The organism is Geodermatophilus dictyosporus, from assembly GCF_900115505.1.
Taxonomy (GTDB): Bacteria; Actinomycetota; Actinomycetes; order Mycobacteriales; family Geodermatophilaceae; genus Geodermatophilus; species Geodermatophilus dictyosporus.
In genome coordinates this window covers 109,909-134,565 of record NZ_FOWQ01000006.1, presented here as the reverse complement: position 1 = coordinate 134,565, position 24,657 = coordinate 109,909, and the positions used below count along the sequence as shown (strand labels likewise).

Genomic DNA, 24,657 nt, shown 5'->3' with positions numbered 1-24,657 from the left:
TTGTCTCGTCCCAGCCCATTCCTGTCCTTCCGGTGGCTCGGCGCTTGGTCCCATGTGTCCCTGAACGGCCCATGCAGGGGCAGCGCGGGTGGGGGTGCGGGCCCTGGACGCACGTGAGTCCGGCTGCCTCAACCCAAGGTGACGGGGTCGCCGTACGGCTCGTAGCGCCGGACGAATCGCCATGCCCAAGGCAACGCCCAGTGGACGTGCCCGACCCTCATGGTCCCGGCCTCCGTGTACAGGCGGGCGAAGGCGCTGCCCCGTGGAGGAGCTTCCTCGACGCGACCGGCGAGCACGGCCCGGACGATGGCGCGCAGGTGGTCGAGCGAGTCATCACCGAAGGGGAAAACCTCGAACCAGGTCGCGCCTACGTTCACGTTGAGCAGGTCACACCCGTCGAAGGCCAGGCTCAGAGGGGCAGCGCGCCTGTTGACCGGCTGCACTTCGACGAACCACATCTCGGGGCTCTCTCCCCAGACGTGCTGTGTGTCAGCGACGTCGCCGTACGCGGCAAGCTCCTGCTGTACGACGTCCAGCACCGCACGGTCCATCGGTGAGGGCGGACGCACGACCCGCAGACTAGGTTCCGCTGCTTGCCCTGGCGACCGACCACGCTCGGGTCACGGTCGCCTTGGCATCTGTCCCTGAAGCCGCCCTCAGGGACACCTCGATTCGCCGAACCGTCGGCTCACTGGCTCGGCTCGAGCCCCCGCGCACCCGACTTCACCGCATCCACCCATCGCCTCGCCAGCAGCACTGGAGACGTGCGAGATCGACAGAACCACGCTCTCTGCGCTGCGCGACCCCGGTGCGACACCGACGGCGCAAGGTGCGCAGGGCCGAGATCCCCCGTGTCGTCGTGAGGCCGACCGCCTCGGTCACGTGACGACAGGCAGAGCAGTGATCGATGCGGCAACTCGCTGAGTGGCGCCGTTCGGTCGGGCGGCGTCCATCGCGTCTGCGACCTCGTCCAGCTGATCCGCCAGCAGGTGCCCGTACAGGTCCAAGGTCATCGTGGCCGACTGGTGCCCCAGCATGGTCTGCACGACCTCGACGTTCGCTCCGCTGGCGATCGCCAGGGAGGCAGCCGTGTGCCGCAGCACAGGGGCGTCAGGCACTGCAGCCCGGCAGCGCGGACGGCTGGGGCGACGCTCAGCCGGCGGAAGTTGCGCAGGTGCAGCAGCCCGCCCCTCTCGGCGGTGAAGACGAACTCCGCCGGCCCCTTGCCCGCCACCTGCGCGGCGAGCTCGTCGGCGAGGAAGCGCGGCACCGGCACCTGCCGCCGCTGGTGGGTCTTGGGCGTGCCGAACACGGCGTGGCCGTTGACGTCGGCGACCGCCTCGGTGATGAGGGCGCGGCGGCGCAGCAGGTCGGGGGCGCGCACCCGCAGTGCCGCCCTCTCGCCGTAGCGGACGCCGGTGTAGACGAGGAAGTAGATGACCAGCCGGCGCCGCCCGGCGGCCGCGGCCAGGGCATCGACCTGCTGGCGGGCGAGGAAGACCCGCTCCGTGCCTTCGGCACCCGGCAGGGGCACGTCGGTCGCAGGGTTGCGCGCCAGCCGGCCGTCGCGGACGGCGAAGGTCAGCACCAGCGACAGCACGCGGTGGACCTGCCGCACCGTGGCCGCACTGAGTCCGGAGCGGTGCAGGTCGGCGACCCAGCCGGCCACGCCCTGGTAGGTGACGTCGGCGAGCCGGACCGGCCTCCAGACGGGCAGCACGTGCGTCCGTAGCGCGCTCTCGTAGCCGCGCCGGGTGGTCGTCTTGAGGTCGACCCGGGTGCTCAGCCACTGCCCGTCGGGACGGCGGGCGATGCTCGGCACACCTCAGCGGGCACCGCCGGAGCGGCCGCCGGCGCCTCCGGCAGAAGGACTGGCAGTCCGCAGCCAGTTCCCAGGAGAGCCATTCCGGACCATTCGCGGCCGTTGACTGCCAGCGATCACGGTCATTCTCGACACCACCCGCCCGCGGGACGTCCGTGCAGGTCGACAAGCCACCGCTCGCTCCTGTGCAGGTCGAGTGACCACTGCAGATGGACCGCAGAATGGCATCCCCAAGTCGCTCGATCAGCGGGTTCGGTATTCGGGTCCCTGATGGCGCACCCAGCTCACCTCCCGTGCCCTGCGGCCGGGCACCTCAGGCCCCGCGGTCGCGTCCCAGGCCGTCGTCCCCACCTCCTGGACGGCTCCCTCCGCCGTCCAGGAGGACCTGGCCTCCCCGGTCGTCCGACGCCGGACGCGGCGGCGACGCCCTCCTCGGGTCGCAGGGGACCACGGTCCTCCCCCACTCGGTGGTCGGACGCCCGGAACGCGACCTGCGACGGATGTGGTCGTCTCCACGGCGGCCCTAGCGTGTGGCCGGGCCTGGTCCTCGGACCCCATCCGGAAGCAGCAGCCGGATCCGCCAGGGAGACCGTCGACACGCCGGCCGTCGCGCGTGACGCGCGCCCGTCGGCACCGGGGAGCCGGTCCACCGAGGAGCAGCATGACCCGGCACCCGTTCCAGATCGGAGCCCGGGCGACGAGGCCCACCGGCCCGGACGCACCGCGGACCCGCCACCGTGCCGGTCGCCCCGTTCCCGCAGGCGGGCAGTTCGTGACCCGGACCCCCTCCACCACCGCGGCCAGGCACCGGGCAACGCGAGCGGCCGCCGCCGCACCGGGCGAGGACGGCGCCTTCACCCACCGGCAGATCCTCACGATCATCGCCGGGCTGATGGTCGCCATGTTCCTCGCCGCCCTCGACCAGACCGTCGCCGCCACCGCGATCCGCACCATCGCCGACGACCTGCAGGCCTACGACCTGCAGGCATGGGCGACGACGGCGTTCCTGATCACCTCGACGATCTCCACGCCGCTCTACGGCAAGCTCTCCGACGTCTACGGCCGGCGGCCCTTCTACCTGTTCGCCATCGCCGTCTTCGTCCTGGGATCGGTGCTCTGCGGGCTGGCCGGCTCCATGTACCAGCTGGCCGCCTTCCGTGCCGTCCAGGGCATCGGCGCCGGCGGCCTGATGTCGCTGGCGCTGGCGATCATCGGCGACATCGTGCCGCCGCGGGAGCGCTCGCGGTACCAGGGCTTCTTCATGGCCGTGTTCGGCGCCTCGAGCGTGCTGGGACCGGTCGTCGGCGGGTTCCTCGCCGGCCGGTCCGCACTGCTGGGCGTCGACGGCTGGCGGTGGGTCTTCCTGGTCAACGTGCCGCTGGGCCTGCTGGCGTTCGCCGCCGTCTTCCGGGTGCTGCACCTGCCGCACGAGCGGCGCGAGCACCGCATCGACTGGCCCGGCGCGCTGGCGCTGGTCACCTGCATCGTGCCGCTGCTCGTCGTCGCCGAGCGTGGCCGCACCTGGGGCTGGACCTCGGCCGACGCGCTGTCGTGCTACGCGATCGGCGCCGTGGGTCTGGGGCTCTTCCTGGCGGCCGAGCGCGCCTACGGGGACGAGGCGCTGCTGCCGCTGCGGCTGTTCGGCAACCGCAGCTTCACCGTCGCCACCGCGGGCAGCGCGGTCGTGGGCGCCGGCATGTTCGGCGGCCTGCTGCTGCTGCCGCAGTACCTGCAGATCGTGCACGGCTCGAGCGCCACGGTCGCGGGCCTGCAGATGATCCCGCTGGTCGTCGGCATCGCGCTCGGCGCCTCGAGCTCCGGTGTCGCGATCGCGAGGACCGGCCGCTACCGGGTGTTCCCCCTGGCGGGCACCGTGCTGATGACCGCCGCGCTGGTCGCACTGTCGTCCGTCGTCGGCGCGGACACCTCTGTCCTGGCGCTGGCGCCGCTCATGGTGCTCCTCGGTGTGGGCCTGGGGTTCAACATGCAGCCCGCCGTGCTGGCGGTGCAGACCGCCGTCGCGCCCTCCCAGATGGGCGTGGCCACCTCGTCGGTCACCTTCTTCCGCCAGATGGGCGCCACGATCGGCACCGCGGCGTTCCTGTCGGTGCTCTTCAGCCGCCTGCCCGCCGACATCGGGGCGGCAGTGACCGCGTCCGCGGCGGCCGACCCCCGGGTGGCCGAGGCCGTGGGCAGCGGTCGGCTGCCCGCCGGCGGGGACCTGTCGGACACCTCCTTCGTCCAGGGCCTGCCCGGCTCCCTGGCGCTGCCGTTCCGGACCGGGTTCGCCGACTCCGTCGCCCTGGTGTTCCTCGTCGTGGCGGCCGTGGCCGCGGCCGGGTTCCTCGTGTTCCTGTTCCTGCCGCAGCTGGTCCTGTCGGACAAGTCCGGCATCCAGGCCCGCCAGGCGGAGGCGCTGATCGCCGGCGACCCGGGCACCCGCCCGGCCGTCCCCGCTGCTCCGCCCCGCCGACGGCGCCTCGTGGGCCTCTTCATCCTCGGCCGGGCGACCTCGGCGGCCCCGTCCCGTCGGGTGCCCGGGAGGGCCAGGCACCTCCTGGCCGGGACCGGCCTCGTGGCCGTGCTCCTCGGCGGGGTGGGCGTCGTCCAGGCCTCCCAGGACCCCGCGGACGGCGAGGCCACGGGTGCGCGGGCCGCGGGGACGGAGGACGCCGACACCTCGACGGCGGACGGGCCGGGCCCCGACCGTGCCGACCCGATGACCCTCACGGACCCGCCACTCCCCGCGTCGTCGCCAACGCCTGAGGAGCGCCGGACCACCGGTGGCGGGACCACCACGCCTCAGGAGGCCACGGACACCCCGCTCGCCCAGGCGCTCCCCACCACGACGCCACCGGAGACAGCGCCACCGGAGACAGCGCCACCGGAGACGACGCCACCTCTGACGAGCTCCCCTCCGACGGCCACCTCGTCCGCGGCGACCCCGACCGGGACCGGCACCCCGACCACCACCACCACGCCCACCACCACCGCGGCACCCACCACGACCGCGCCCACCACCACCGTGCCCACCACCACCGCCCCGACCACCACCGCACCGACCACCACCGCACCGACCACGACCGCGCCCGACACCACCGTGTCCACCACGACGGCACCGACCACCACGGCACCCACCACCACGACCGCACCCACCACCACGGCACCCACCACCACGGCACCCACCACCACGACCGCACCCACCACGACCGCGCCCACCACCACGGCACCGACCACCACCGCCCCGACCACCACCGCACCGACCACCACCGCAGCACCCGCCACGACGGCGCCCACGGCCGAACCCACCGCCACCGGAGCGACCCCCTGAGAGTGACCCCCCTCCCGGAGGGGACGACCTCGTACGCCGGGCTCCTCAGGCCCCGCCCGGGCTCAGCCCAGCCGCAACCCGTGCTCGGCGAGCGCCTCCTCGATCAGGCGCAGCGCCTTCGGGCCCACGCCGTGCAGGGCGGCCAGCTCCGTGCGCGGGACGCCGGCGAGCTGCCCCAGGCCGGTGTGGCCGGCACCGTGCAGCGCCCGGGTGGCCGGCGCGCCGATGCGGGGCAGCTCGTCGAGCGGGGTCACGCGCGGTCCGCAGCTCTAGCCGCGGACGGCCCGCAGCAGCCTCCGGACACCGAGCACCGCGGCGCCCGCGCCGGCCACCCAGGGGCCCACGACGACGACCGGGTCGAGGAGCTGGTGGCGGACGTCCGAGCGCCCGCGCCGCGACCGCAGCCCGCCGTGGGTGAGCTCGGTGCGCACGCCCGTGGCGGGCACGTCGGGACGGCCGGAGACGAACGACCGCAGGTGGTGCTCCCAGGCGTCGACGCGGTCGCCGGCCACCAGCAGCAGCCAGTGCGCCAGCCGGCCCTCGCTGAACCGCCGGTAGGCGTAGCGCCGGATCGCTCCGGACGGCCCCCGCAGCGGCTGCGCGGTACCGAAGACGGGGGTGACGAACGCGTGTTCGATCGAGTGCTCCCGGCCCTCGCCGCCCGGCTGGCGCTCGGGGAAGTCCCAGTGCGCGCCGGTGTCGGCCGGGTACTGCAGCCTCGGGTGGGAGGGCCGGTCGGCCGGGTCGAGGTCGACGCCCCAGCCGGGGATCCGGGCCCGCAGCTCCTCGCGGCTCGGCGGCGGGGTGCGCTTGTCGCGGACGTAGGCGCTCGGGATGTCGGGATCGGTCATCGTCGCGCTCTCCTCAGGCCGCGTCGGGCAGGACGAGCGGCTTGATGCAGCCGTCCAGCTTGCTCGAGAACACGTGGTACGCCTCCGCGATGTGCTCGAGCGGGAACCGGTGGGTGACCACCTCGCGCGGGGTCAGGTGGCCGTTGCGCACGTGCTCGAACATCCGCGGCCACTGGCGCTTCACCGGCGTCTGGTTCATCCGCAGGGTCAGCCCCTTGTTCAGCGCGTCACCGAACTTCACCGCGTTGGGGATCGGCCCGTAGGCGCCGACCACGGAGACCGTGCCGCCCTTGCGGACCCCGTCGATCGCCCAGTTGAGCGCGACCGGGGACCCGCCCTGCAGCTTGAGCTTGGTGCCGGTCACCTGCTGCAGGAAGTTGCCGTCGGCCTCCGCGCCGGCCGCCTCGATGACGACGTCGGCGCCGAGGTAGTCGGTCTGCTTCTTCAGCTCGACGACGACGTCGTCGAGCTCGTCGTAGTTCAGCACCTCGGCGTAGGCCATGGTCCGCGCCTTCTGCAGGCGCTCCTCGAGGTGGTCGACGACGATCACCCGCCCGGCACCCATGAGCCACGACGACTGCGCGGCGATCAGGCCGACCGGCCCGGCGCCGAGGACGACGACGGTGTCCCCCTCGGCGATCTCGCCGAGCTGGGCGCCGAAGTAGCCGGTCGCGGCGGCGTCGGTCAGGCAGACGGCGTCCTCGTCGTGCATCCACTCGGGGATCCGCACCGGGCCGACGTCGGCGAAGGGCACGCGGACGTACTGCGACTGGCCGCCGTCGTAGCCGCCGGTGGTGTGGGAGTAGCCGTAGATGCCGCCGACCGCCGTCGCGTTCGGGTTGACGTTGTGGCAGTTGGAGTACAGCCCGCGCGCGCAGAACCAGCACGACCCGCAGAAGACGTTGAACGGCACCATCACCCGGTCGCCGACGGCGAGGTTCTGCACCGAGGGGCCCACCTGCTCGACGACGCCGATGAACTCGTGGCCGAAGGTGTGCCCGACCCGGGTGTCCGGCATCAGGCCGTGGTAGAGGTGCAGGTCGGAGCCGCAGATGGCGGCCAGGGTGACCCGCACGATCGCGTCGTTGGGGTGCTCGATCGCCGGGACGTCCTTGTCCTCGACCCGGACCTGGTACGGCCCGCGGTAGACCATGGCGCGCATGCGGGGGCTGCCCTCCTCGAGCGGGAGCCCGGCGTCCTGCGTCGGGCCGCCGGGTCGCCGGCGCTGCTCACCGGTCCGTCCCCGACCTTGCGGTGCCGGAGGCCGGAGGGCCACTCGAGACGCCCCGGCGGGCGTCGCTCCTCGCCTCCCGGGGGTGCCGGCCCTACCGTCGGCTCGCCGCAGCACCGACCAGGGGGAGCCGCCGAGATGGACACCCGTCCGACGTCCGAGCAGGAGCGCACCGACACCTTCCGCCGGGCGCAGCTGAGCCAGCTCGAGCGGCAGACCGAGCTGCTCACGTCCATCCACCGCTGGGTCACCCTCGGCTTCGGTTTCGTGCTGCTCGCGCTGCTGCTGGTCATCTACCTGGTCTTCGTGATCGCGATCGGCTGACCCGCGGAAGCCCGGCCGCCGCGGTGGCGTTGCCGGGACGTGAGCAGCGAGCGGGACGTCGACGTCGTGGTCATCGGCGCGGGCCAGGCCGGCCTGTCGGCCGCGTACCACCTGGCCCGGCTGGGGTTCCCGCCCCGCCGGGGCTTCGTCGTGCTGGACGCCGACGCCGCACCCGGCGGGGCCTGGCAGCACCGCTGGTCCTCGCTCACCGTCGCCACCACCCACCGCGTGCACGAGCTGCCGGGGCTGCCGTTCGAGCCGGCCTCGGACGACCTGCCCGCCGCGGAGGCGGTGCCGGCCTACTTCGCCGAGTACGAGCGGCGCTTCGCCCTGCCCGTCGAGCGGCCGGTGCGGGTGACCGCGGTCCGCCGGGACGGGGAGGGGCGCTTCCGCGTCGAGTCCGACCGGGGGACCTGGCGGGCGGGCGGGCTGGTCAACGCGACCGGCACCTGGACCCGCCCCTTCGTGCCGCACTACCCGGGCCAGGAGACCTTCCGCGGCCGCCAGCTGCACACCGTCGGCTACCGCGGCGCGGCGGAGTTCGCCGGGCGGTCGGTGGTCGTGGTCGGCGGCGGCGCCTCGGCCGTGCAGCTGCTCGGCGAGCTCGCCACCGTCGCCCGGACCACCTGGGTGACCCGCCGGCCGCCGGTGTGGCGGGAGGGGCCCTTCGGCGAGGAGCAGGGCCGGGCCGCGGTCGCCCGCGTCGCCGAGGCGGTGCGCGCCGGCCGGATGCCCGGCAGCGTCGTCGGCGCGACCGGCCTGGTGGTGACGCCGTGGGTGCGCCGGGCGCTGGACGCCGGCGTGCTCACCCGGCTGCCGGTGTTCGACCGGATCACCCCCGACGGCGTCGCCTGGGACGACGGCCGGTCCGTGCCGGCCGACGTGATCCTGTGGGCCACCGGCTTCCGCGCCGCCGTCGGCCACCTCGCGCCGCTGCGGCTGCGGACCCGCGACGGGGTGGTCCCGGTGGACGGCACCACCGCCGTGGAGGAGCCCCGGCTGCAGCTGGTCGGCTACGGCCCGAGCGCGAGCACCATCGGCGCCAACCGGGCCGGGCGGACGGCGGCGGTGGTCCTGCGCCGGCTGCTGGACGACGACGCCGGAGCCGCCACGCCCCTCCCCCGCAGCGCCTGACCCAGGGTCCTCCCGGAGCCGCGGTCAGGGGCGGATGGGGGACCGGCCCGGATGTGCCGGCACCCCGCCCGGCGGGAGTCTCGCGGCCATGACCTCCTCCCCCTCGGCGGTGGCGCCGTGATCGTCGCCTCCGGCCTGACCAAGCGCTACGGCGACCGCGTCGCCGTGGACGACGTCTCCTTCACCGTCCGCCCCGGCCGGGTCACCGGCTTCCTCGGTCCCAACGGCGCCGGCAAGTCCACGACCATGCGGATGGTCATCGGGCTGGACCGGCCCACCGCCGGCACGGTCACCGTCGACGGCGCCCGCTACGCCGACTCCCCCGCCCCGCTGCGCGCGGTCGGCGCGCTGCTCGAGGCCCGCGCCCTGCACCCCGGCCGCACCGCCCGGGCGCACCTGCGCTGGCTGGCCGCGTCCAACGGCATCCCGGCCGCCCGGGTCGAGGAGGTCCTCGGCCTGGTCGGGCTGGAGGCGGTCGCCGGCCAGCGGGTCGGCCGCTTCTCCCTCGGCATGGGTCAGCGGCTGGGCATCGCGGCCGCGCTGCTCGGCGACCCGCCGGTCGTCGTCCTCGACGAGCCGGTCAACGGCCTGGACCCCGAGGGCATCCGGTGGGTGCGCTCGCTGGCCCGCGACCTGGCCGCCGAGGGCCGCACCGTGCTGGTCTCCAGCCACCTCATGGCCGAGATGGCGCTCACCGCCGACCACCTCGTCGTCGTCGGCCGGGGCCGGGTGCTGGCCGACTGCGCCACCGCGGACTTCATCGCCGAGCACGCCGCCTCGTTCGTGCGGGTCCGCGCACCGCGGCCCGGCGCGCTGGCCGACCTGCTGCGCCGCTCGGGCGCCGACGTCACCCGGGACGGCGACGAGCTGCGGGTGCAGGGCGCCGACACCGTCGCGGTCGGCGAGCTGGCCGCCGGCGCCGGGCTGGTGCTGCACGAGCTGGGCCTCGTCCGCTCCTCGCTGGAGGACGCCTTCATGACCCTGACCGCCGGCAGCGTCGAGTACGCCGCCCGTCCCGCCGAGGTGACCCGGTGACCGCCGTGACCCCCACCGCCCCCCGGGGGACCGGCCTCGGCCGCGCTGTGCACGCCGAGTGGCTCAAGCTGTGGTCGGTGCGCTCCACCGGCTGGTCGGTGGCCGCGATGGTGGCGCTCGGGGCGGGGCTGACGACCCTGGTGTGCGCTCTCGTCGCCCCGGACCTGGCCGCTGGGCAGACCGGCGAGCCGGTCGGGGCGTTCATCACCTGGGGCCTGCTGTTCGCCCAGGTGACGGCGGTGGTGCTCGGCGCGCTGACCGTGACCGCCGAGTACGGCACGGGGATGATCCGCGCCACCCTGGCCGCCACACCGCGCCGCGGGACGGTGCTCGCCGCCAAGGCGCTGGTGCTGTCGGGGACGCTGTTCGTCGCCGGCGTGGTCACCGCCGTGCTCGGCTGGCTGGGCGGGAACGCCTTCCTCTCCGCGGAGGGCATCGGCCTCTCGCTCGGCGACGACGGGGTGCTGCGCGCGCTGCTCGGCAGCGGCCTCTACATGGCCGGGCTCGGGCTGCTGGCGATGGCCGCGGGACTGCTGCTGCGCTCCACCGCCGCCGCGGTGTCGGTGGTGCTCGCGCTGGTGTTCCTGGTCGGCAACCTGGTGATGCTGCTGCCCGGCGCGCTGGGCGAGTGGCTGACCAAGCTGATGCCGGGCAACGCCGGCTCCCGGATCGCCGTGCCGGAGTCGTTCAACCCGCTGCTGCTCGAGCCGTGGACCGGCTTCGCGGTGTTCGCCGCCGAGGTCGCCGTCCTGCTCGGGCTGGCCGCGGTGGCCTTCGCCCGCCGGGACGCCTGAAGCCCTCCGGAGCCGGGTCGTGCTCTGCACACTCCTGTGTGCAGAGCACGACCGGGTGCGGAGGACCACCCGGTCCGGCCGGCCCGGACGGGGGGCTGGCACCGTGGAGGGGTGACCTCCCCCGACGCCGCCGCCCTCGGCCGCGAGCGCGCCGCCGCCCTGCTGGACCACCTCGCGGCCGGGGACCCCGCCGCGGCCGACGCGGTGCTGGCCGGCGTCGACGAGGTGCGCGAGCTCGTCTACGTCGGCGCCGCGCTCACCTCGCTGTCCCGTGCCGAGGCCCGCGGCCTGCCACCGGCGCAGCGGGCGCAGGCCAACACCCGCCAGGTCGACCTGGGCGCCGCCCGCGACGCCGTCCGCAGCGACCCGGCGGGGCTGCGCGCCTGGCTGCGCCGCTCGGCCGAGGAGCTGCTGCTGCTGCGCTCCCTGCGCGCGGCCGCCGACCGCGTGGCCGGCTGAGGAGGCCGGACGCTCAGGAGCCGATCGGGGTCAGTGCGCCGAGCATGCCGAAGAGGTCCTTCGGGTCCTCGGGCTCGGCGACCAGGTCGACGTCGTCCACCCACGGCGTGCCGCGCACCTGGTCGCGCACGTAGCGCAGCGCCGAGTGGTCCTCGATCGCGAAGCCGACGGAGTCGAACAGGGTGACCTGCGCGGCCGACGTCCGGCCGGGGGCGCGGCCGGTGAGCACCTGCCACAGCTCGGTCACCGGGAAGTCGGCCGGCATCGCCTGGATCTCGCCCTCGATGCGGGTCTGGGGCGGGAACTCGACGAAGACGGTGACGTCGTCGCGCAGCAGGATCGAGGGGTCCAGCTCGGTCTTGCCGGGGCAGTCGCCGCCGATGGCGTTGAGGTGCACCCCCGGCTCGACCCACTCGCCGGGCAGCACGACCGCGCGCGCCTTGTCCGCGGTGCAGGTGGTGACGACGTCGGCGCCGCGCACCGCCTCGCGGCCGGAGGAGGCCACGGTGACGTCGAAGCCCAGCGGGGTGAGGTTGCGGGCGAGCTTGGCCATGGCGTCGGGGTCGGTGTCCCAGACCGCCACCTCGTGGATGCCGAGCAGCGCCCGCATGCCCAGCGCCTGGAACTCCGACTGGCTGCCCGCGCCGATCAGCGCCAGGCGGCGGGAGTCGGGCCGGGCCAGGAGCCGGGCGACCACGGCCGAGGTGGCCGCCGTCCGCAGCGCGGTCAGCAGCGTCATCTCGGCGAGGAACACCGGGTAGCCGTTGGAGACGTCGGACAGGGCACCGAAGGCGCTCACGGTCTGGAAGCCGCGGGCGGGGTTGCTGGGGTGGCCGTTGACGTACTTGAAGGCGTAGGTCTCGCCGTCGCTGGTCGGCATGAGCTCGATGACGCCGTAGGGCGTGTGGCTGCCGACGCGGGGGATCTTGTCGAAGGACTCCCAGCGGCGGAAGTCGTCCTCCACGTACTCGGCGATCCCGGCGATCACGCGCTCGGGCCCGGTCTCGACCACCCAGCGGACCATGTTGCGGACGTCCACGAACAGCGTCATGACGACGGTCTCCTCTCGACGGGAGAACGCTAGGGATGGGCGATCTGCACGGGCAATGAGCAGAACGAGTGCATCGTGTGCAGGACCTGACCGGATCGTCGCGGCCGGTTGTACGTTCTGCGCATGGCGGAGCTCAGCGACCTCGACCGGCGGCTGCTGGCGGCCCTGCGCGAGGACGGCCGGGCGCCGGTGGCCGAGCTCGCCCGCCGGCTCGGCGTCACCCGCGCGACGGTCACCAGCCACCTCGACCGGCTGGTCGCCGAGGACGTCGTGGTCGGGTTCACGGTGCGCGTGCGGGACGAGGCCGCCGCCGGCGGGGTGCGGGCGGTGTCGCTCATCGAGGTCGAGGGCCGCTCCACCGACGACGTCATCCGCCGGCTGCGCGGCTTCCCCGAGATCGAGTCGATGCACTCGACCAACGGCGCCTGGGACCTCGTGGCCGAGACCCGCACCGCCGACCTCGTCGGGTTCGACCGGCTGCTCAACCGCATCCGCGCGGTCCCGGGTGTGATCAACAGCCAGACCAGTCTGCTGCTGACCTCCGTGCTGCGCTGACCTCAGACGGGTCGGGTCGCCGCGCGGGTCAGCGGCAGCGTGGCCACGAGGACGGCGGCGACGAGGACGTAGGTCCACGGCAGGCCGAGCCCGGCCGCGACGACGCCGAGCGCCAGCGCGCCCAGGGCCGTGCCCAGGTCGAACGAGGCGTTCCACAGCGCGCTCGCCGCCGTGGACCCGCCCTCCCCGGCGCGGGCGAAGGCGCTCACCAGCGTCAGGTTCTGCACGGCGCCGTACCCGCCGCCGAAGAGCGCGGCGCCGAGCAGCACCCAGGCGTCGCCGATCCCGAGGCCGGCGGCCACCAGGGCCATCCCCGCCGCGCCGCCCACCAGCGCCACGGGCAGCAGCCGGCCGGTGCCGACCCGGTCGGCCACCAGGCCGGCGCGCCACCGGGAGAGCGCCCCGGTGATCCCGAAGACGAGCAGCGCCGCCGTCGCCAGGACGCCGTCGGGCCGCTCGATCGGCAGGAAGGTGACCAGCCCACCGCCGGCCAGCGTGACCACCAGCAGCACAGCCGACGGCGCCAGCGCGGCGCGCACCGCGGCGCGCGAGGACGTCGTCGCGACCGGCTCCCGGGCCACCCTCCGGGCCAGCACCGGCAGCAGCGGCAGCGCGAGCACGGGGCAGGCGGCCAGCCAGGCCAGCAGCACCGGGTGGTCGCCGAGGACCAGCGCCACCCCCGCCGGGATGCACACCAGGTTGGGCACCGCGATGGCCAGGCCGTAGATGCCGATCGACTCGCCGCGGCGCTCGGGCGGGGCCACCTGGGCGGCCAGCGTGGCGCCGAGGACGGTGAGCACCGCGAACCCCGCGCCGCGCACCGCGGACACCACCGAGAGCCAGAGCACGGAGTCACCGAGGGCGTAGAGCGGGGCGGGCGCACCGAGGGCGAGCAACCCGGCAGCGAGGACCGGCGCCGGGCCGAAGCGCGCGGTCAGCCCCGGCACCAGCCCCTGGACGGCGACGGTGACGAGCAGGAACACCGCGGTGACGACGCCGGCGGTGTCCGCGGACGCGCCACCCTGCACCGCGTGGGCCGGCAGCGAGGCCAGCGTGAGGCAGTAGCTGGCGAAGCCGAGGGCGGTCGCCCCGACCAGGGCGCGCATGGCCGGCAGCCGCCACAGCGACGTCCGCCGTCCCGTCGTCCCCTGCGCCACGCCGCTCCCCTCGCCCCGGCACCGTCCCCGGCCGTCCAGCATGACCGCCGCCGGGCCGGCGCGCGGCGGCGGGTGGACGCCCCGGCCCGGCCCCGGCTCAGGCCGGGCCGATGCCCGCCTCGCGGGCGCGGGCGACCGCGGCGGCCCGGTCGGGCACCTGGAGCTTGGTCAGGACGGCGGAGACGTGGTTGCGCACCGTCTTGTCCGACAGGGCCAGCCGGCGGGCGATCTGGCCCGTCGGGAGGCCGGCGGCCAGCAGTTCGAGCACCTCCCGCTCCCGGCCGGTCAGCTCCGGCAGCGCCGGGGCGCGGGCGGCCCTCCCGGTCAGGGCGTCGACGACCCGCCGCGCCACCGCCCCGCCGTAGACGGCGTCGCCGCCGGCCACGGCGAGCACGGCCCGGACGATCTCGTCGGCGTCGGCGCCCTTGAGCAGGTAGCCGCGCGCGCCGGCGCGCAGGGCGCCGAAGAGGGAGGCGTCGTCCTCGTGCATGGTGAGCACGAGGACGCCCAGGCCGGGGCGGCGGCGGGTCAGCTCGTCGACGGCGGCGGTGCCGGAGAGCCGCGGCATCGACAGGTCGGTGAGGACGACGTCCGGGGCGCAGCGGGCGACGACCTCGAGCAGGGCGGCGCCGTCGGCCGCCTCGCCGACGACGTCGACCTCCGGCGCCGCGTCGAGCACAGCGCGCAGCCCGAAGCGGTACATCGGGTGGTCGTCGGCGACGACCACGCGCACGGTCACCGGCCCGCCTCCAGGGGCAGGCCGGCGACCACGCGGGTGCCGCCGGGGCCGCTGGTCACCGTCAGCTCGCCGCCCACCGCCGCCGCGCGGGTGCGCATGGAGGACAGCCCCACGCCCGCGGGCCGCGGGTCGCCGTCCTCCGGCCCGAAGCCGGCGCCGTCGTCGACGACCGCCACCTCCAGCCGGCCGTCCCGGGCGCGCAGTCCGACCTCGGCGCTGTGGGCCCCCGCGTGCCGGGCGACGTTGGTCAGCGCCTCCTGCGCGATCCGGTAGGCCGCCGTCTCGACCTCGGGCGGCAGCGGCGGCAGCGGCTCGGCGGTGACCCGCACCGGCACCGTGGGGGCCAGCGCGTCGGCGTGCCGCCGGACGGCGGCGACGAAACCCACGTCGTCGAGCGGGGCGGGGCGCAGGCCGTCGATGATGCGGCGCACCTCCCCGACCGCGCCGTCGACCTCGTCGCGCACCCGCTGCAGCAGCGCCGCGGTCGAGGGGTCCGCCCGCTCCCCCAGCCGGGTCTGCACCGCCTGCACGCCCAGGCCGATCCCGGCCAGCGAGGGCCCCAGCCCGTCGTGCAGGTCGCGGCGGATGCGGTCGCGCTCGGCGTGCGTGGCGGTGAGCACCCGGTCGCGCTCGCGCTCCAGGGACCGGGTCAGCTCGAGCGCCCGGACGACGGCGGCCACCTGGGGCGCCAGCGCACCGAGCAGCCGCCGGTCCCCCGCGGTGAACGGCTCCCCGGGCGAGCGCTCCGTCACGCACAGGCTGCCGAGGTCCCGGCCGCCCACCCGCAGGGCGACGGCGACGACCCCGTCGGACGGCACCGGCTCCCCTGGCGCCACGACCCGGGCCGCGGGCGCGCGTAGCGCCGCGGCGACCGTGCCGAGCACCGCGGGCAGCAGGTCGGCCTCGTCGGCACCGGCCACCCGGTCGCCCAGCTCGGTCACCGCGGTGACCGGGTCACGGCGCCGGCCGTACACCAGCCGGTCGGCCGCCGCCTGCAGCCGGGTGCGGGCGGGGCTGAGGGCCACCGCGAGCAGCGCGGCGACCACCGCGCCGCTCACCGGGGACAGGGTGCGCCCGAGGGCGGCCGCGGTGGCGCCCGCCACGGCCAGGTAGAGGACGACGACGCCGGTCGTCAGGGCCGCGTAGACCAGCGCCCGGCTGACCACGATGCCGAGCAGCCGGTAGCGGACGACGCCGACGAGGACCGCACCGGGGACCATCAGGCCCAACGGCAGGACGAGCCAGCCGGCCGGGTCGGGGACGAGGAAGACCGCCGTCACCAGCGGCAGGACGACGCAGACCAGCCAGGCCAGCTGCTGCCGCTCCGGCGGGTGGGCGCGCACCAGGCGCACCATCGTGGCGCCCCAGATGACGGAGGCACCGCCGATCACCGCCCCGCCGGCGATGACGGCGACGGGCACCCACAGGCTCTCGGGCAGGTCCACCGGGGCGGGTCCGGAGGCGGTGTCGTCGTACACGGACTGGGTCAGGCTGGTGACGACCGTGAGGACGGCCAGGCCGACCGACACCGCGGCCACCGGCCACCGCCACCAGCGCGCGGGCAACCGGCCGGACGGGTAGAACGCGACGAGCACCGTGGCGGGCAGCACCAGTGACGGCAGCCAGGCCATCGGTCCGACCTGCGCCACCAGCCGCGCCAGCGGCCAGTCCGGGTCGGCGACACCGACCCCGTAGCGCGCGTAGGCGGTGCTGCCGAGGCTCAGACCCTGCAGCAGCCCGGCGAGCACGAGCAGCCAGCCGATGGCGTTCCGTGGTCGGAGGTGGACCAGCGCCGTGCCCGTCGCCGCGCAGACGACGGCGTACACGCCGCCGACGACCGTGGGCCTGGTCCCGGGCACCCGGGCCTCGACCCACCCGGACAGGCCCGCCGCCGCGGCGCACAGCAGCGTGGCCGCGATGGCGACACCGGTCGTCAGGAAACGCCTGCCCACGGCGCCAGTGTGTCGCCGACGGCGTCCCGGGTGGGGCCTCCCGCGTCCCGGTCGGGCCGGGAGGTCCTCCCGGCCCGACCGGGTTCCCCGCCCCATCCGCCGGGTCCCGGTGGGCGGCCACGGTCATCCCGTCCGGCCACGAGGGCCGGCCCGATCAGGGAGGTCCGCCATGACCACCTCGTCCACGACTCCGGCCACCACCACCCGCCCGTCCCCGGCGCCGGACGGCGCGACCCTCGCCGGCGCCGGGGTCGCACTGGCCTGCACGTTCGTCGGCCAGTACGTCGACACCCCGTGGAGGTCCGGCCCCTCCGAGTGGGGCGTGGACTTCGCGGGCGGGGGCGGCTGGGGCGCTCTCGCGCTGCTGGTCGCCTTCGTCGCGGTGGGGCTCGCCGTCGTCGCGCTGGTCAGCGCCCGCGCCCGCGCCGTCCCGCCGGAGCGCACCGCCCGGCGCGCGCTCGTGCTCGCCGTCCTGGGCGCCGTCACCGTCCTCGTCTTCTGGACCGGGCTGCCGGCCGTCCTCGCCGGCGGTGCCGTGGGACTGGCCCTGGACTCGAAGCGCCGGCTCGGGCGGCTGCCCGCGCCGGCCGCGGCGGGCGTCGCGGTCGCCGTCCTGACCGTCGCCGCCGCCGTCTGGCTGGCGTTCACCGGCTGACCCCGGACCCACCACCCCGAGAGGAGCCCCCGTGTCCCCCACCCGCCGCACCACACTGGCCGCCGCCGTCCTGCTCGCCGGCATCGCCGCCGGCACCGCGCTGGCCATGGTCCCGTCCGCCGACCCCGTCCTGCGGCCAACCACCGTCGCCGTCCCCGATCGCAACACCGACCTCGACCTCGGCGAGCCGGGTCTCAGCGCCGGCAGCTGCACCATCACGCCCTGGCCGAGGACCGGCTGGCCGCCGCCTGGAGTGCCACGCCGGCCCTCCCGCGCGGTCAGCTCACCACCCAGGGCGCCTTCGTCGAGGACCCGGCCGCCAGCCCCACCGGCTTCACGTGGGCGGTGACCGGGGGTACCGGTCGCTACGTCGGCGCCGAGGGCGAGGTCGTCGGCACTTTCCGCCCCGGCACCGACGTCGTCGACCTGGAGGTGCGACTCCGCTGACCGGCCCGACCACGCAGGACACCGGGACCGCCCGCCGCGCGCGGGCGGTCCCGGTGACGGGTAGGGGGGGTCGCGTGCCGCTGCTGACCGTGGGCCACGGGCCCGACGACCGCGCCCGCCTCGCCGCCCGGCTGACCGCGGCCGGGGTCGGGCTGCTGGTCGACGTCCGCCGGTTCCCGGGCAGCCGGAGCAACCCCGACGTCCGGCGGGAGGCGCTGGAGGAGTGGCTGCCGGCCGCGGGGGTCGGCTACCGGTGGGACGCCCGCCTCGGCGGCCGGCGCCGGCTGCCCGCCGACGAGCCGGTGGCCGACGGCTGGTGGACCGTCGCCCAGTTCGCCGCCTACGCGGCGCACACCCGGACCCCGGAGTTCGCCGCGGGGCTCGACGAGGTGCTGGACGCGGCCGGGACGGCGACCGTGGCGGTGATGTGCAGCGAGAGCGTGTGGTGGCGCTGTCACCGGCGGCTGGTCGCCGACGTCGCCGTCCTCGCGCGTGGTGTGCCGGTGCGCCACCTCATGCCCGACGGCCGGCCGGCCGACCACCGCCCGTCCGAGGGCGCCGTCCTCGGCGACGACGGCCTCGTGCGCTGGCCGGGGCCGCCGTGAGCGCCGTGGGCGACGGGTCAGCGGGGGGTGCCCGAGCGCGCCACCGACCGCGCCAGCGCCCACGCGGTCAGGGCGAGGAAGACCGCCGCCTGGGCGGCGAGCAGCCCGAGGTCCAGCGCCCAGCGCTCGGCGGTGGGCGTGAACAGCGGGTCCGGCTGCGGACCGGACAGGGGCTGCAGCTGGGCCGTCGCAGCCATCGCTGCGTAGCCGGCACGGGCCGGCAGCACCCAGGAGAACTGCTCCAGGCCGGCCCGGTCGGCCAGCGGGAACAGGCCGCCGCACAGCACCAGCTGCCCCATCACCAGCGCGACGAGGGCCGGCATGGTCTGGTCGGTCGACCGCGCCAGCGCGGAGACCGCCAGCGCGGCGATGCTCATCGTCACGCCCACCGCGGCCGCCGCGAGGGCCACCTCCCCGTGACCCCAGGGCAGCACCCGCGGGTCGTCGGGGCCCGGCAGCCCGATGAGCGCCAGCAGGGTGAACGCCACCGACTGGAGCGCGACGGCCCCGCCGAGGACGAGGACCTTGGCGGCCAGGTAGGCGGTCGGGGAGAGACCGACGGCGTGCTCGCGGCGGTAGATGGGGCGCTCGGCGACGAACTCCCGGACCGCGAGCGCCGCCCCCATCAGGGCGGCGCCCACCACCAGCACGATGATCCGCTGCTGCGCCTCGGCGGGGTCCCCGTCGGCCGCGCGCAGCGACAGGCCGGCCTCGCCGGGGAAGGCGTGCGCCATGACCGCCAGGACCACCGGCATCCCGACCAGCAGGGCCAGGAACAGCCGGTCGGCGGCCACGACGGCGAGGTTGCGCCGCACGAGGGTGACCAGCTGGCGGACCGGCGCCGGCCGCATCGGCGCCGGGGCCCGGCCGGCCGGCGGCGGGGGCGGTGTCACCACCGACGTCGACCCGACGTAGGCCTGCCGGACCGGCGACTCCGCGAAGCGGCTGACCCAGACGGGGTCGTCGATCACCCGGAAGACCGATGCGTGGTCGGGCACCCCGAAGAAGGACAGCAGCTGCTGCGGGGGGCCGAAGAAGGCGACCCGGCCGCCGGTGGCCAGCAGCAGCACGAGGTCGCACTGGTCCAGGGCGAGCACGCTGTGCGTGACGACGAGGACCACCCGGCCGCCGTCGGCGAGGGTCCGCAGGCCCTCCATCACCTGCCGGTCCAGTCCCGGGTCCAGGCCGGAGGTGGGCTCGTCGAGGAAGAGCAGCTGCGGCGCGGTGAGCAGCTCCAGGGCGATGGACGTGCGCTTGCGCTGGCCGCCGGAGAGCGAGTCGATCCGCTGGTCCAGCTGCGCGGAGAGCCCCACCTCCGCGAGGACCTGGCGCACCCGCTGGTCCCGCTCGGCCGGGGTGGTGTCCTGCGGCAGCCGCAGGCGCGCGGCGTAGTCGAGCGCCCGCCGGACGGTCAGCTGGCGGTGCAGCACGTCGTCCTGGGGTACGAGCCCGATCTGGTGGCGCAGGTGGTCGTACTCCGCGTACAGGTCCCGCCCGTCCCACGTCACCCGTCCCATGCCGGCCGGGCGCAGGCCGGTGAGCGCGCCGAGGAGGGTCGACTTGCCGGCGCCGGAGGGGCCGATGACCGCCACCAGCTGCCCCGCGCGGACGGTGAGCGAGACGTCGTCCAGCAGGCGCTTGCCGCTGCGGGTGGAGACGCCGAGGTGCCGCGCGCTGAGGGTCGCGGTGCGGCGGCGCGGGAGGAGCACCGCGCGGCCGTCCCAGGTGGCCATCGTGCCCCCGATGCCGATGGTGTCCCCGGGGGAGAGGGCGGCCGTCCCGGCCAGGCGCACGCCGTTGAGGTGCGTCCCGTTCGAGCTGCCCAGGTCCTCCAGCACGGCGGCGCCGGGGCCGGTGACGTGCACGGCGGCGTGGCGGCGCGACACCAGCGGGTCGTCGGCCACGACGACGTCGCAGGCGGGGTCGCGGCCGATGACGACGACCGGCCCCGTGGCCGGGCCGGGGCCCGCCACCGGTCCGGGCCCGGCGGGCGCCCACCGGACCAGCAGCTCCGGGCCTCCCTCCCCGCCCAGCCGCACCCGGTGCTCCCACCCGGGCTCGAGCGGCCGCCCGGTGCCGGGCGGCCCGTCCGGCCTCCCGGCCGGCAGCACCGTGCCGTCGACGGCGGTGCCGTTGCTGCTGCCGAGGTCCTCCACCAGCCAGCCGCGCTCGTCGAGCCGCAGTCCCACGTGCACGCGGCTGACCCGCTGGTCCGACAGCAGCACGTCGCAGCGCCGGTCCCGGCCCACCAGCACCGGCCGGGACCCGTCGAAGGTCCACACGCGCCCGCCGGCGGACAGCTGGAGCAGCGTGCCGTCGCGCGGTCCGGCCGTCACCACCGGCGCTCCCCCACCGGCGCGCTGCACGGCCGGGCGCCCCGGGTGCGGGTGCCGCACCCGGGCGGTCGGAGGTCCCGCTCCGGGGACCGGCGCCGCGGAGGTGGCGACGGGTCATGACGTCGACAGGCCACGACGGAGCCTTCCTGCCTGGGTGCGCCCGGGCCGTCCGTGCGGACGGGACCGCCCGGCACCGTCCTCACCGGCCCCGCTCGCGTCAACCGCTTCCCGGCCGACGGCGGCTCCGGACCCGCCCGGCCAGGTCCCCGGCGTGCACGTCGTGACGCTGCGCCCCCGGCTCCCTGCGGGAGGTCGCTGCCCCACCGCAGCGCGTCCCCCTGACGGTGCACCGCCAGGGGGGACGCGCCACGAGCTCAGCCCATGTGCGGGTAGCGGTGGTCCGTCGGCGGGACGAAGGTCTCCTTGATCGAGCGGGTCGACGTCCAGCGCTGCAGGTTCTGCGCCGCACCGGCCTTGTCGTTGGTGCCCGAGGCGCGCCCGCCGCCGAAGGGCTGCTGGCCGACGACGGCACCGGTCGGCTTGTCGTTGACGTAGAAGTTGCCGGCCGCGAAGCGCAGGAACTGCTGCGCGTGCACGATGGCGGCGCGGTCCTGGGCGATGACCGCCCCGGTCAGCGCGTACGGCGCCGCGGACTCCATCTGGGTGAGGACCGCGTCGTAGTCGGCGTCGTCGTAGACGTGCACCGCGAGGATCGGCCCGAAGTACTCCGTGGTGAAGACCTCGTGCCCGGGGTCGGTGCCCTCGATGAGCGTCGGCCGCACGAAGAAGCCCTCGCTGTCGTCCTTCTGGCCCCCGGCCACGATCGACAGCGCCGGGTCGTCGTCGACGCGGTCGATGACGCCGGACAGCTTGGAGAACGACTTCCGGTCGATCACCGCGCCCATGAAGTTCGAGAAGTCGGTGACGTCGCCCATCGACAGCGACTCGGTGGTCGCCACGAGGTCGTCGCGCAGTCGCGCCCACACCGACCGCGCCACGTAGGCGCGCGAGGCCGCCGAGCACTTCTGCCCCTGGAACTCGAAGGCGCCGCGGACCAGCGCGGTGCGCAGCACGTCGACGTCGGCCGAGGGGTGGGCGACGACGAAGTCCTTGCCGCCGGTCTCCCCGACGATCCGCGGGTAGCCGCGGTAGTTCGCGATGTTCTCGCCCACCGTGCGCCACAGGTGCTGGAACACCGGCGTCGACCCGGTGAAGTGGATGCCGGCGAGGTCGCGGTCGGCCAGCGCGACGTCAGAGACGGCGATCCCGTCGCCGGTGACCATCGTGATCACGCCCGGCGGCAGCCCCGCCTCCTCGAGCAGCCGCATGAGGAGGTGCGCGGCGAACTGCTGGGTGGGCGCGGGCTTCCAGACGACGGTGTTGCCCATGAGCGCCGGCGCGGTCGGCAGGTTGCCGGCGATCGCGGTGAAGTTGAACGGCGTGACCGCGTAGACGAAGCCCTCGAGCGGCCGGTGGTCGCTGCGGTTCCACACGCCCGGCGAGGACACCGGCTGCGCGGTCACGATCTCCCGCGCGAAGTGCACGTTCCAGCGCCAGAAGTCGACGAGCTCGCACGCCGAGTCGATCTCGGCCTGGTGGGCGGTCTTGGACTGCCCGAGCATGGTGGCGGCGTTCAGCGTCTGCCGCCACGGCCCGGCCAGCAGGTCGGCGGCCTTGAGGAACACCGCGGCGCGGTCGTCGAAGGACAGCTCCCGCCACGCCGGCGCGGCGGCCTTGGCGGCGGCCACGGCCTCCTCGGCGTCGGCGTGCGTGGCGTTCGCGGCGGTGCCGAGGACGGCGGCGTGCCGGTGCGGCTGGACGACGTCGAAGCGCTCGCCGCTGCCCATCCGCTGCTTGTCGCCGATGGTCATGGTCAGCTCGAGCGGCTCGGCGGCCAGCTCGGTCAGCCGCTGCTGCAGGGCCGCGCGCTCCGGCGAGCCCGGGGCGTAGGTGAGCACCGGCTCGTTGGTCGGCGGGGGGACGTTGGTGACGGCGTCCACGGGGGGCCTCCGGATCAGGACGTGGTGACGAGGGAGCGCAGGAAGAAGCGCAGGTTCGCGGGGCGCTCGGCCAGCCGGCGGACGAAGTAGCCGTACCAGTCGACGCCGTAGGGGACGTAGGCGCGCACGCACACGCCCTCGGCGGCCAGCCGGTGCTGCTCGGCGGGGCGGATGCCGTAGAGCATCTGCACCTCCCAGGAGTCCGGCGTCCGGCCGTACTCGGCGGCGAGGCGCTGGGCCACCGAGACCAGTCGCGGGTCGTGGCTGCCGACCATGGGGTACCCGGGACCGCGCATGAGCACGCCCAGGCAGCGGGCGTAGGCGGCGTCGACCTCGTCCCTGCCCTGGAAGGCGACCGACGGCGGCTCGTCGTAGGCGCCCTTGACCAGCCGCACCCGGGATCCGGGGGTCGCCAGCGCGCGGACGTCGTCCTCGGTGCGGTGCAGCGCCGACTGGAGCACCGCGCCGGTCTCCGGGTGGTCGCGGCGCAGCTCGGCGAGGGTGCCGAGGGTGGCGTCGACGGTGGAGGAGTCCTCCATGTCGAGGGTGACCGTGGTGCCGATCGCGGCGGCCGCCTCGACCACCGGCCGGACCAGTTCCAGCGCCAGGTCCTCGCCGCCGGGCAGCGCCTGCCCGAAGGCCGAGAGCTTCACCGACACCTCGGCGCGCCGGCCGAGGCCGAGCGGGGCCAGCCCGTCGAGGGCGGCCAGGTAGGCGTCGCGGGAGCGCTGCGCCTCGGCGCGGTCGGTGACGTCCTCGCCGAGGTGGTCGAGGGTCACCGCGAGACCCTCGCCGGTGAGCCGGCGGACGACGTCGAGCGCCTGGGGCAGCGTCTCGCCGGCGACGAAGCGGTCGACGACCTGGCGGGTGACCGGTGTGCCGACCAGGGCGCGGCGCAGCGCGGGTCGGCGGGCGGCGCCCAGGAGCAGGGCCTTCTGCGAGAGCACGTGCCACCTCCGTCCTCGGGGGATACCGAACGCTAGGACCGCGCGGCGCCACCGGCCAGGGACAGGTGTAGGAAACCGCTTCATACACTCGTCCAGGTGCGGACCGACCTGCAGGACGTGGTCGACGAGGCCGCCCGGCTGCTGCAGGCCCCGGCGACGCTGGAGGACGTCGACTTCACCCTGGTCGCCTTCTGCGCCCACCCCACCGACGACGACGGCGACGACGGCGGCGCGATGGACGCCGTCCGCGCCCGCTCCATCCTCGGCCGCGGCTCGACGCCGGCCACCCGCCGCTGGTTCGAGGACCTCGGCATCGCCCGCGCGCAGGGGCCGGTGCGCACCCCCGCCGACCCCGCGGCCGGCGTGCTCACCCGGCTGCTGCTGCCGGTGCGCGCCGACGGCCGGCTGCTGGGCTACCTGTGGCTGCTCGACGGCGGCCGCACCGACCCCGACGACGCCGGCGACCCGGCGCTGGCCGCGGCCGTCGCCCTCGCGGCCCGCGCCGGCCGGCTGCTCGCCGAGCGAGAGGCCGACGACGACCCGGGCGCCGCGCTGGCCGCCGTCCTGACCGGGACCGGTGCCGAGCGCGACCGCGCGGCCGCCGCGCTGGCCGCCCGCCCGGGTCCCGTGGCCCTGGTCGCGCTGCGCCCGCCCCGCGGTGCACCCGCCGGCCGGCGCCCGACCGCCGGCGCGGCGGTGCTCCCCGGCGGGGAGGTCGCCGTCCTGGTGCGGCTGGCGTCCCCGGCCGACCTGCGCCCGGCCGCGGCCGCCGCGTCGGCCGCGCTCGCCCGGCTGCCCGCCGGCACCAGCGCCGGGGTGTCGGCCGCCGGCCCCGGCGCCGCCGACCTGCCCGCGCGCTGGGCCGAGGCCCGGGCCGCGGCCGCCGTCGCCGGGCTGGTGCCGCGGCTGGCGCCAGTGGCGCAGTGGGCCGAGCTCGGCGGGTGGCGGACGGCCGCCGCGCTGCCCGCGCCCGACCCCGCGGTGGCCCCGCTGCTGGCCGAGCCCGCGCTCGCCACCACCGCCGGGGCCTACCTCGACGCGGCCGGCAGCGTGGCCCGCACCGCGGCGGCGCTGGGCATCCACCGGCAGACGCTGTACTACCGGCTCGGCCGGATCACCGCGCTGACCGGCCTGGACCTCGCCGACGGCGACACCCGCCTGCTCGTGCACGCCTCGCTGCGGCGCGCCCGCCTCCCCTGACCGCCTCCCGCGCCCGCGGTGCGGTCGGGCGA

23 protein-coding genes are annotated in these 24,657 nt (G+C 76.1%); 10 read left to right on the top strand and 13 right to left on the bottom strand.

Going from position 1 to position 24,657, the window contains the following annotated elements:
- Positions 1-128: 128 nt before the first annotated feature.
- From BMZ33_RS15420 to BMZ33_RS15410, 3 genes are all read right to left on the bottom strand, one after another.
- Entirely contained in the window at positions 129-569 is a 441-nt protein-coding gene (locus tag BMZ33_RS15420; protein ID WP_169064387.1) for a hypothetical protein, read from the bottom strand.
- Between the two features lie 309 nt (positions 570-878).
- Complete coding sequence (locus BMZ33_RS15415; RefSeq protein ID WP_169064386.1) at positions 879-1,046, bottom strand: hypothetical protein; 168 nt, start codon at positions 1,044-1,046, stop codon at positions 879-881.
- Positions 1,010-1,822 carry a tyrosine-type recombinase/integrase gene (locus BMZ33_RS15410; RefSeq protein ID WP_091112301.1) on the bottom strand — a complete coding sequence of 271 codons (813 nt, stop codon included), beginning with the start codon at positions 1,820-1,822 and terminating at the stop codon, positions 1,010-1,012. Before BMZ33_RS15410 ends, BMZ33_RS15415 begins: the two co-directional genes overlap by 37 nt.
- 772 nt (positions 1,823-2,594) lie before the next feature.
- On the opposite strand from BMZ33_RS15410, the gene BMZ33_RS24155 reads away from it, so the two are divergent.
- The gene (locus tag BMZ33_RS24155) at positions 2,595-5,153 is read left to right on the top strand and encodes an MDR family MFS transporter (protein WP_169064385.1); all 2,559 of its coding nucleotides are present in this window, start codon (positions 2,595-2,597) and stop codon (positions 5,151-5,153) included.
- A gap of 62 nt (positions 5,154-5,215) precedes the next feature.
- Here BMZ33_RS24155 and BMZ33_RS15395 read toward each other — a convergent pair whose 3' ends face one another.
- The 3 genes from BMZ33_RS15395 to BMZ33_RS15385 are packed head-to-tail and all read right to left on the bottom strand — an operon-like array spanning position 5,216 to position 7,166.
- Positions 5,216-5,407, bottom strand: coding sequence for a helix-hairpin-helix domain-containing protein (locus BMZ33_RS15395; protein ID WP_091112297.1), 192 nt, complete (start codon positions 5,405-5,407; stop codon positions 5,216-5,218).
- A gap of 15 nt (positions 5,408-5,422) precedes the next feature.
- On the bottom strand, positions 5,423-6,004 hold the full coding sequence (locus BMZ33_RS15390; protein ID WP_091112293.1) for a hypothetical protein: 582 nt from the start codon (positions 6,002-6,004) through the stop codon (positions 5,423-5,425).
- A gap of 13 nt (positions 6,005-6,017) precedes the next feature.
- Entirely contained in the window at positions 6,018-7,166 is a 1,149-nt protein-coding gene (locus BMZ33_RS15385) for a zinc-dependent alcohol dehydrogenase (RefSeq protein ID WP_091112289.1), read from the bottom strand.
- Between the two features lie 207 nt (positions 7,167-7,373).
- Between BMZ33_RS15385 and BMZ33_RS15380 the strand changes: the two genes are divergently transcribed.
- The 5 genes from BMZ33_RS15380 to BMZ33_RS15360 all read left to right on the top strand — a co-directional run bounded on the left by BMZ33_RS15380 (position 7,374) and on the right by BMZ33_RS15360 (position 10,981).
- Positions 7,374-7,559 (top strand): hypothetical protein, encoded by a 186-nt coding sequence (locus BMZ33_RS15380; RefSeq protein ID WP_091112286.1) that lies wholly within the window; start codon positions 7,374-7,376, stop codon positions 7,557-7,559.
- A 39-nt stretch (positions 7,560-7,598) separates the two neighbouring features.
- A complete protein-coding gene (locus tag BMZ33_RS15375; RefSeq protein WP_091112282.1) occupies positions 7,599-8,693 on the top strand; it encodes an FAD-dependent oxidoreductase in 1,095 nt (364 codons plus the stop codon).
- Between the two features lie 117 nt (positions 8,694-8,810).
- Positions 8,811-9,728, top strand: a complete 918-nt coding sequence (locus BMZ33_RS15370) for an ABC transporter ATP-binding protein (protein WP_091112279.1) — start codon at positions 8,811-8,813, stop codon at positions 9,726-9,728.
- A complete protein-coding gene (locus tag BMZ33_RS15365) occupies positions 9,725-10,522 on the top strand; it encodes an ABC-2 transporter permease (protein ID WP_169064384.1) in 798 nt (265 codons plus the stop codon). The genes BMZ33_RS15370 and BMZ33_RS15365 overlap by 4 nt, the downstream gene beginning before the upstream one ends.
- A 111-nt stretch (positions 10,523-10,633) precedes the next feature.
- The gene (locus BMZ33_RS15360; RefSeq protein WP_091112276.1) at positions 10,634-10,981 is read left to right on the top strand and encodes a hypothetical protein; all 348 of its coding nucleotides are present in this window, start codon (positions 10,634-10,636) and stop codon (positions 10,979-10,981) included.
- A gap of 13 nt (positions 10,982-10,994) precedes the next feature.
- Here BMZ33_RS15360 and BMZ33_RS15355 read toward each other — a convergent pair whose 3' ends face one another.
- Positions 10,995-12,032: an ornithine cyclodeaminase gene (locus BMZ33_RS15355; protein ID WP_091112272.1), complete on the bottom strand. Its 1,038-nt coding sequence runs from the start codon at positions 12,030-12,032 to the stop codon at positions 10,995-10,997.
- Between the two features lie 123 nt (positions 12,033-12,155).
- On the opposite strand from BMZ33_RS15355, the gene BMZ33_RS15350 reads away from it, so the two are divergent.
- The gene (locus BMZ33_RS15350; protein ID WP_091112268.1) at positions 12,156-12,587 is read left to right on the top strand and encodes an Lrp/AsnC family transcriptional regulator; all 432 of its coding nucleotides are present in this window, start codon (positions 12,156-12,158) and stop codon (positions 12,585-12,587) included.
- Positions 12,588-12,589: 2 nt separating this feature from the next.
- Here BMZ33_RS15350 and BMZ33_RS15345 read toward each other — a convergent pair whose 3' ends face one another.
- The 3 genes from BMZ33_RS15345 to BMZ33_RS15335 all read right to left on the bottom strand — a co-directional run bounded on the left by BMZ33_RS15345 (position 12,590) and on the right by BMZ33_RS15335 (position 16,435).
- A complete protein-coding gene (locus BMZ33_RS15345; protein ID WP_091112264.1) occupies positions 12,590-13,744 on the bottom strand; it encodes an MFS transporter in 1,155 nt (384 codons plus the stop codon).
- 97 nt (positions 13,745-13,841) lie between these two features.
- Positions 13,842-14,483, bottom strand: coding sequence for a response regulator transcription factor (locus BMZ33_RS15340; RefSeq protein ID WP_169064383.1), 642 nt, complete (start codon positions 14,481-14,483; stop codon positions 13,842-13,844).
- Positions 14,480-16,435 (bottom strand): sensor histidine kinase, encoded by a 1,956-nt coding sequence (locus tag BMZ33_RS15335; protein WP_091112261.1) that lies wholly within the window; start codon positions 16,433-16,435, stop codon positions 14,480-14,482. The genes BMZ33_RS15340 and BMZ33_RS15335 overlap by 4 nt, the downstream gene beginning before the upstream one ends.
- Positions 16,436-16,604: 169 nt before the next feature.
- On the opposite strand from BMZ33_RS15335, the gene BMZ33_RS15330 reads away from it, so the two are divergent.
- A complete protein-coding gene (locus BMZ33_RS15330) occupies positions 16,605-17,090 on the top strand; it encodes a hypothetical protein (RefSeq protein ID WP_091112258.1) in 486 nt (161 codons plus the stop codon).
- Between the two features lie 521 nt (positions 17,091-17,611).
- The gene (locus BMZ33_RS15325; RefSeq protein WP_091112255.1) at positions 17,612-18,142 is read left to right on the top strand and encodes a DUF488 domain-containing protein; all 531 of its coding nucleotides are present in this window, start codon (positions 17,612-17,614) and stop codon (positions 18,140-18,142) included.
- 17 nt (positions 18,143-18,159) lie between these two features.
- Here the strand turns inward: BMZ33_RS15325 and BMZ33_RS15320 are convergent, their stop codons facing one another.
- From BMZ33_RS15320 to BMZ33_RS15310, 3 genes are all read right to left on the bottom strand, one after another.
- Positions 18,160-20,478, bottom strand: a complete 2,319-nt coding sequence (locus BMZ33_RS15320; protein ID WP_169064382.1) for an ATP-binding cassette domain-containing protein — start codon at positions 20,476-20,478, stop codon at positions 18,160-18,162.
- A 374-nt stretch (positions 20,479-20,852) separates the two neighbouring features.
- Positions 20,853-22,478, bottom strand: coding sequence for an L-glutamate gamma-semialdehyde dehydrogenase (pruA, locus tag BMZ33_RS15315; protein ID WP_091112248.1), 1,626 nt, complete (start codon positions 22,476-22,478; stop codon positions 20,853-20,855).
- A gap of 14 nt (positions 22,479-22,492) precedes the next feature.
- Positions 22,493-23,425, bottom strand: coding sequence for a proline dehydrogenase family protein (locus tag BMZ33_RS15310; RefSeq protein ID WP_169064381.1), 933 nt, complete (start codon positions 23,423-23,425; stop codon positions 22,493-22,495).
- A gap of 96 nt (positions 23,426-23,521) precedes the next feature.
- Here BMZ33_RS15310 and BMZ33_RS15305 point away from each other — a divergent pair, with 96 nt between their 5' ends.
- The gene (locus BMZ33_RS15305; RefSeq protein WP_091112242.1) at positions 23,522-24,625 is read left to right on the top strand and encodes a helix-turn-helix domain-containing protein; all 1,104 of its coding nucleotides are present in this window, start codon (positions 23,522-23,524) and stop codon (positions 24,623-24,625) included.
- The last annotated feature ends 32 nt before the right edge of the window (positions 24,626-24,657 follow it).

Coding starts and splice junctions, on each gene's coding strand:
- BMZ33_RS15390 (WP_091112293.1), bottom strand. CDS start 6,004: ATGACCGATCCCGACATCCCGAGCGCCTACGTCCGCGACAAGCGCACC.
- BMZ33_RS15355 (WP_091112272.1), bottom strand. CDS start 12,032: ATGACGCTGTTCGTGGACGTCCGCAACATGGTCCGCTGGGTGGTCGAG.
- BMZ33_RS15350 (WP_091112268.1), top strand. CDS start 12,156: ATGGCGGAGCTCAGCGACCTCGACCGGCGGCTGCTGGCGGCCCTGCGC.
- BMZ33_RS15380 (WP_091112286.1), top strand. CDS start 7,374: ATGGACACCCGTCCGACGTCCGAGCAGGAGCGCACCGACACCTTCCGC.
- BMZ33_RS15385 (WP_091112289.1), bottom strand. CDS start 7,166: ATGCGCGCCATGGTCTACCGCGGGCCGTACCAGGTCCGGGTCGAGGAC.
- BMZ33_RS15330 (WP_091112258.1), top strand. CDS start 16,605: ATGACCACCTCGTCCACGACTCCGGCCACCACCACCCGCCCGTCCCCG.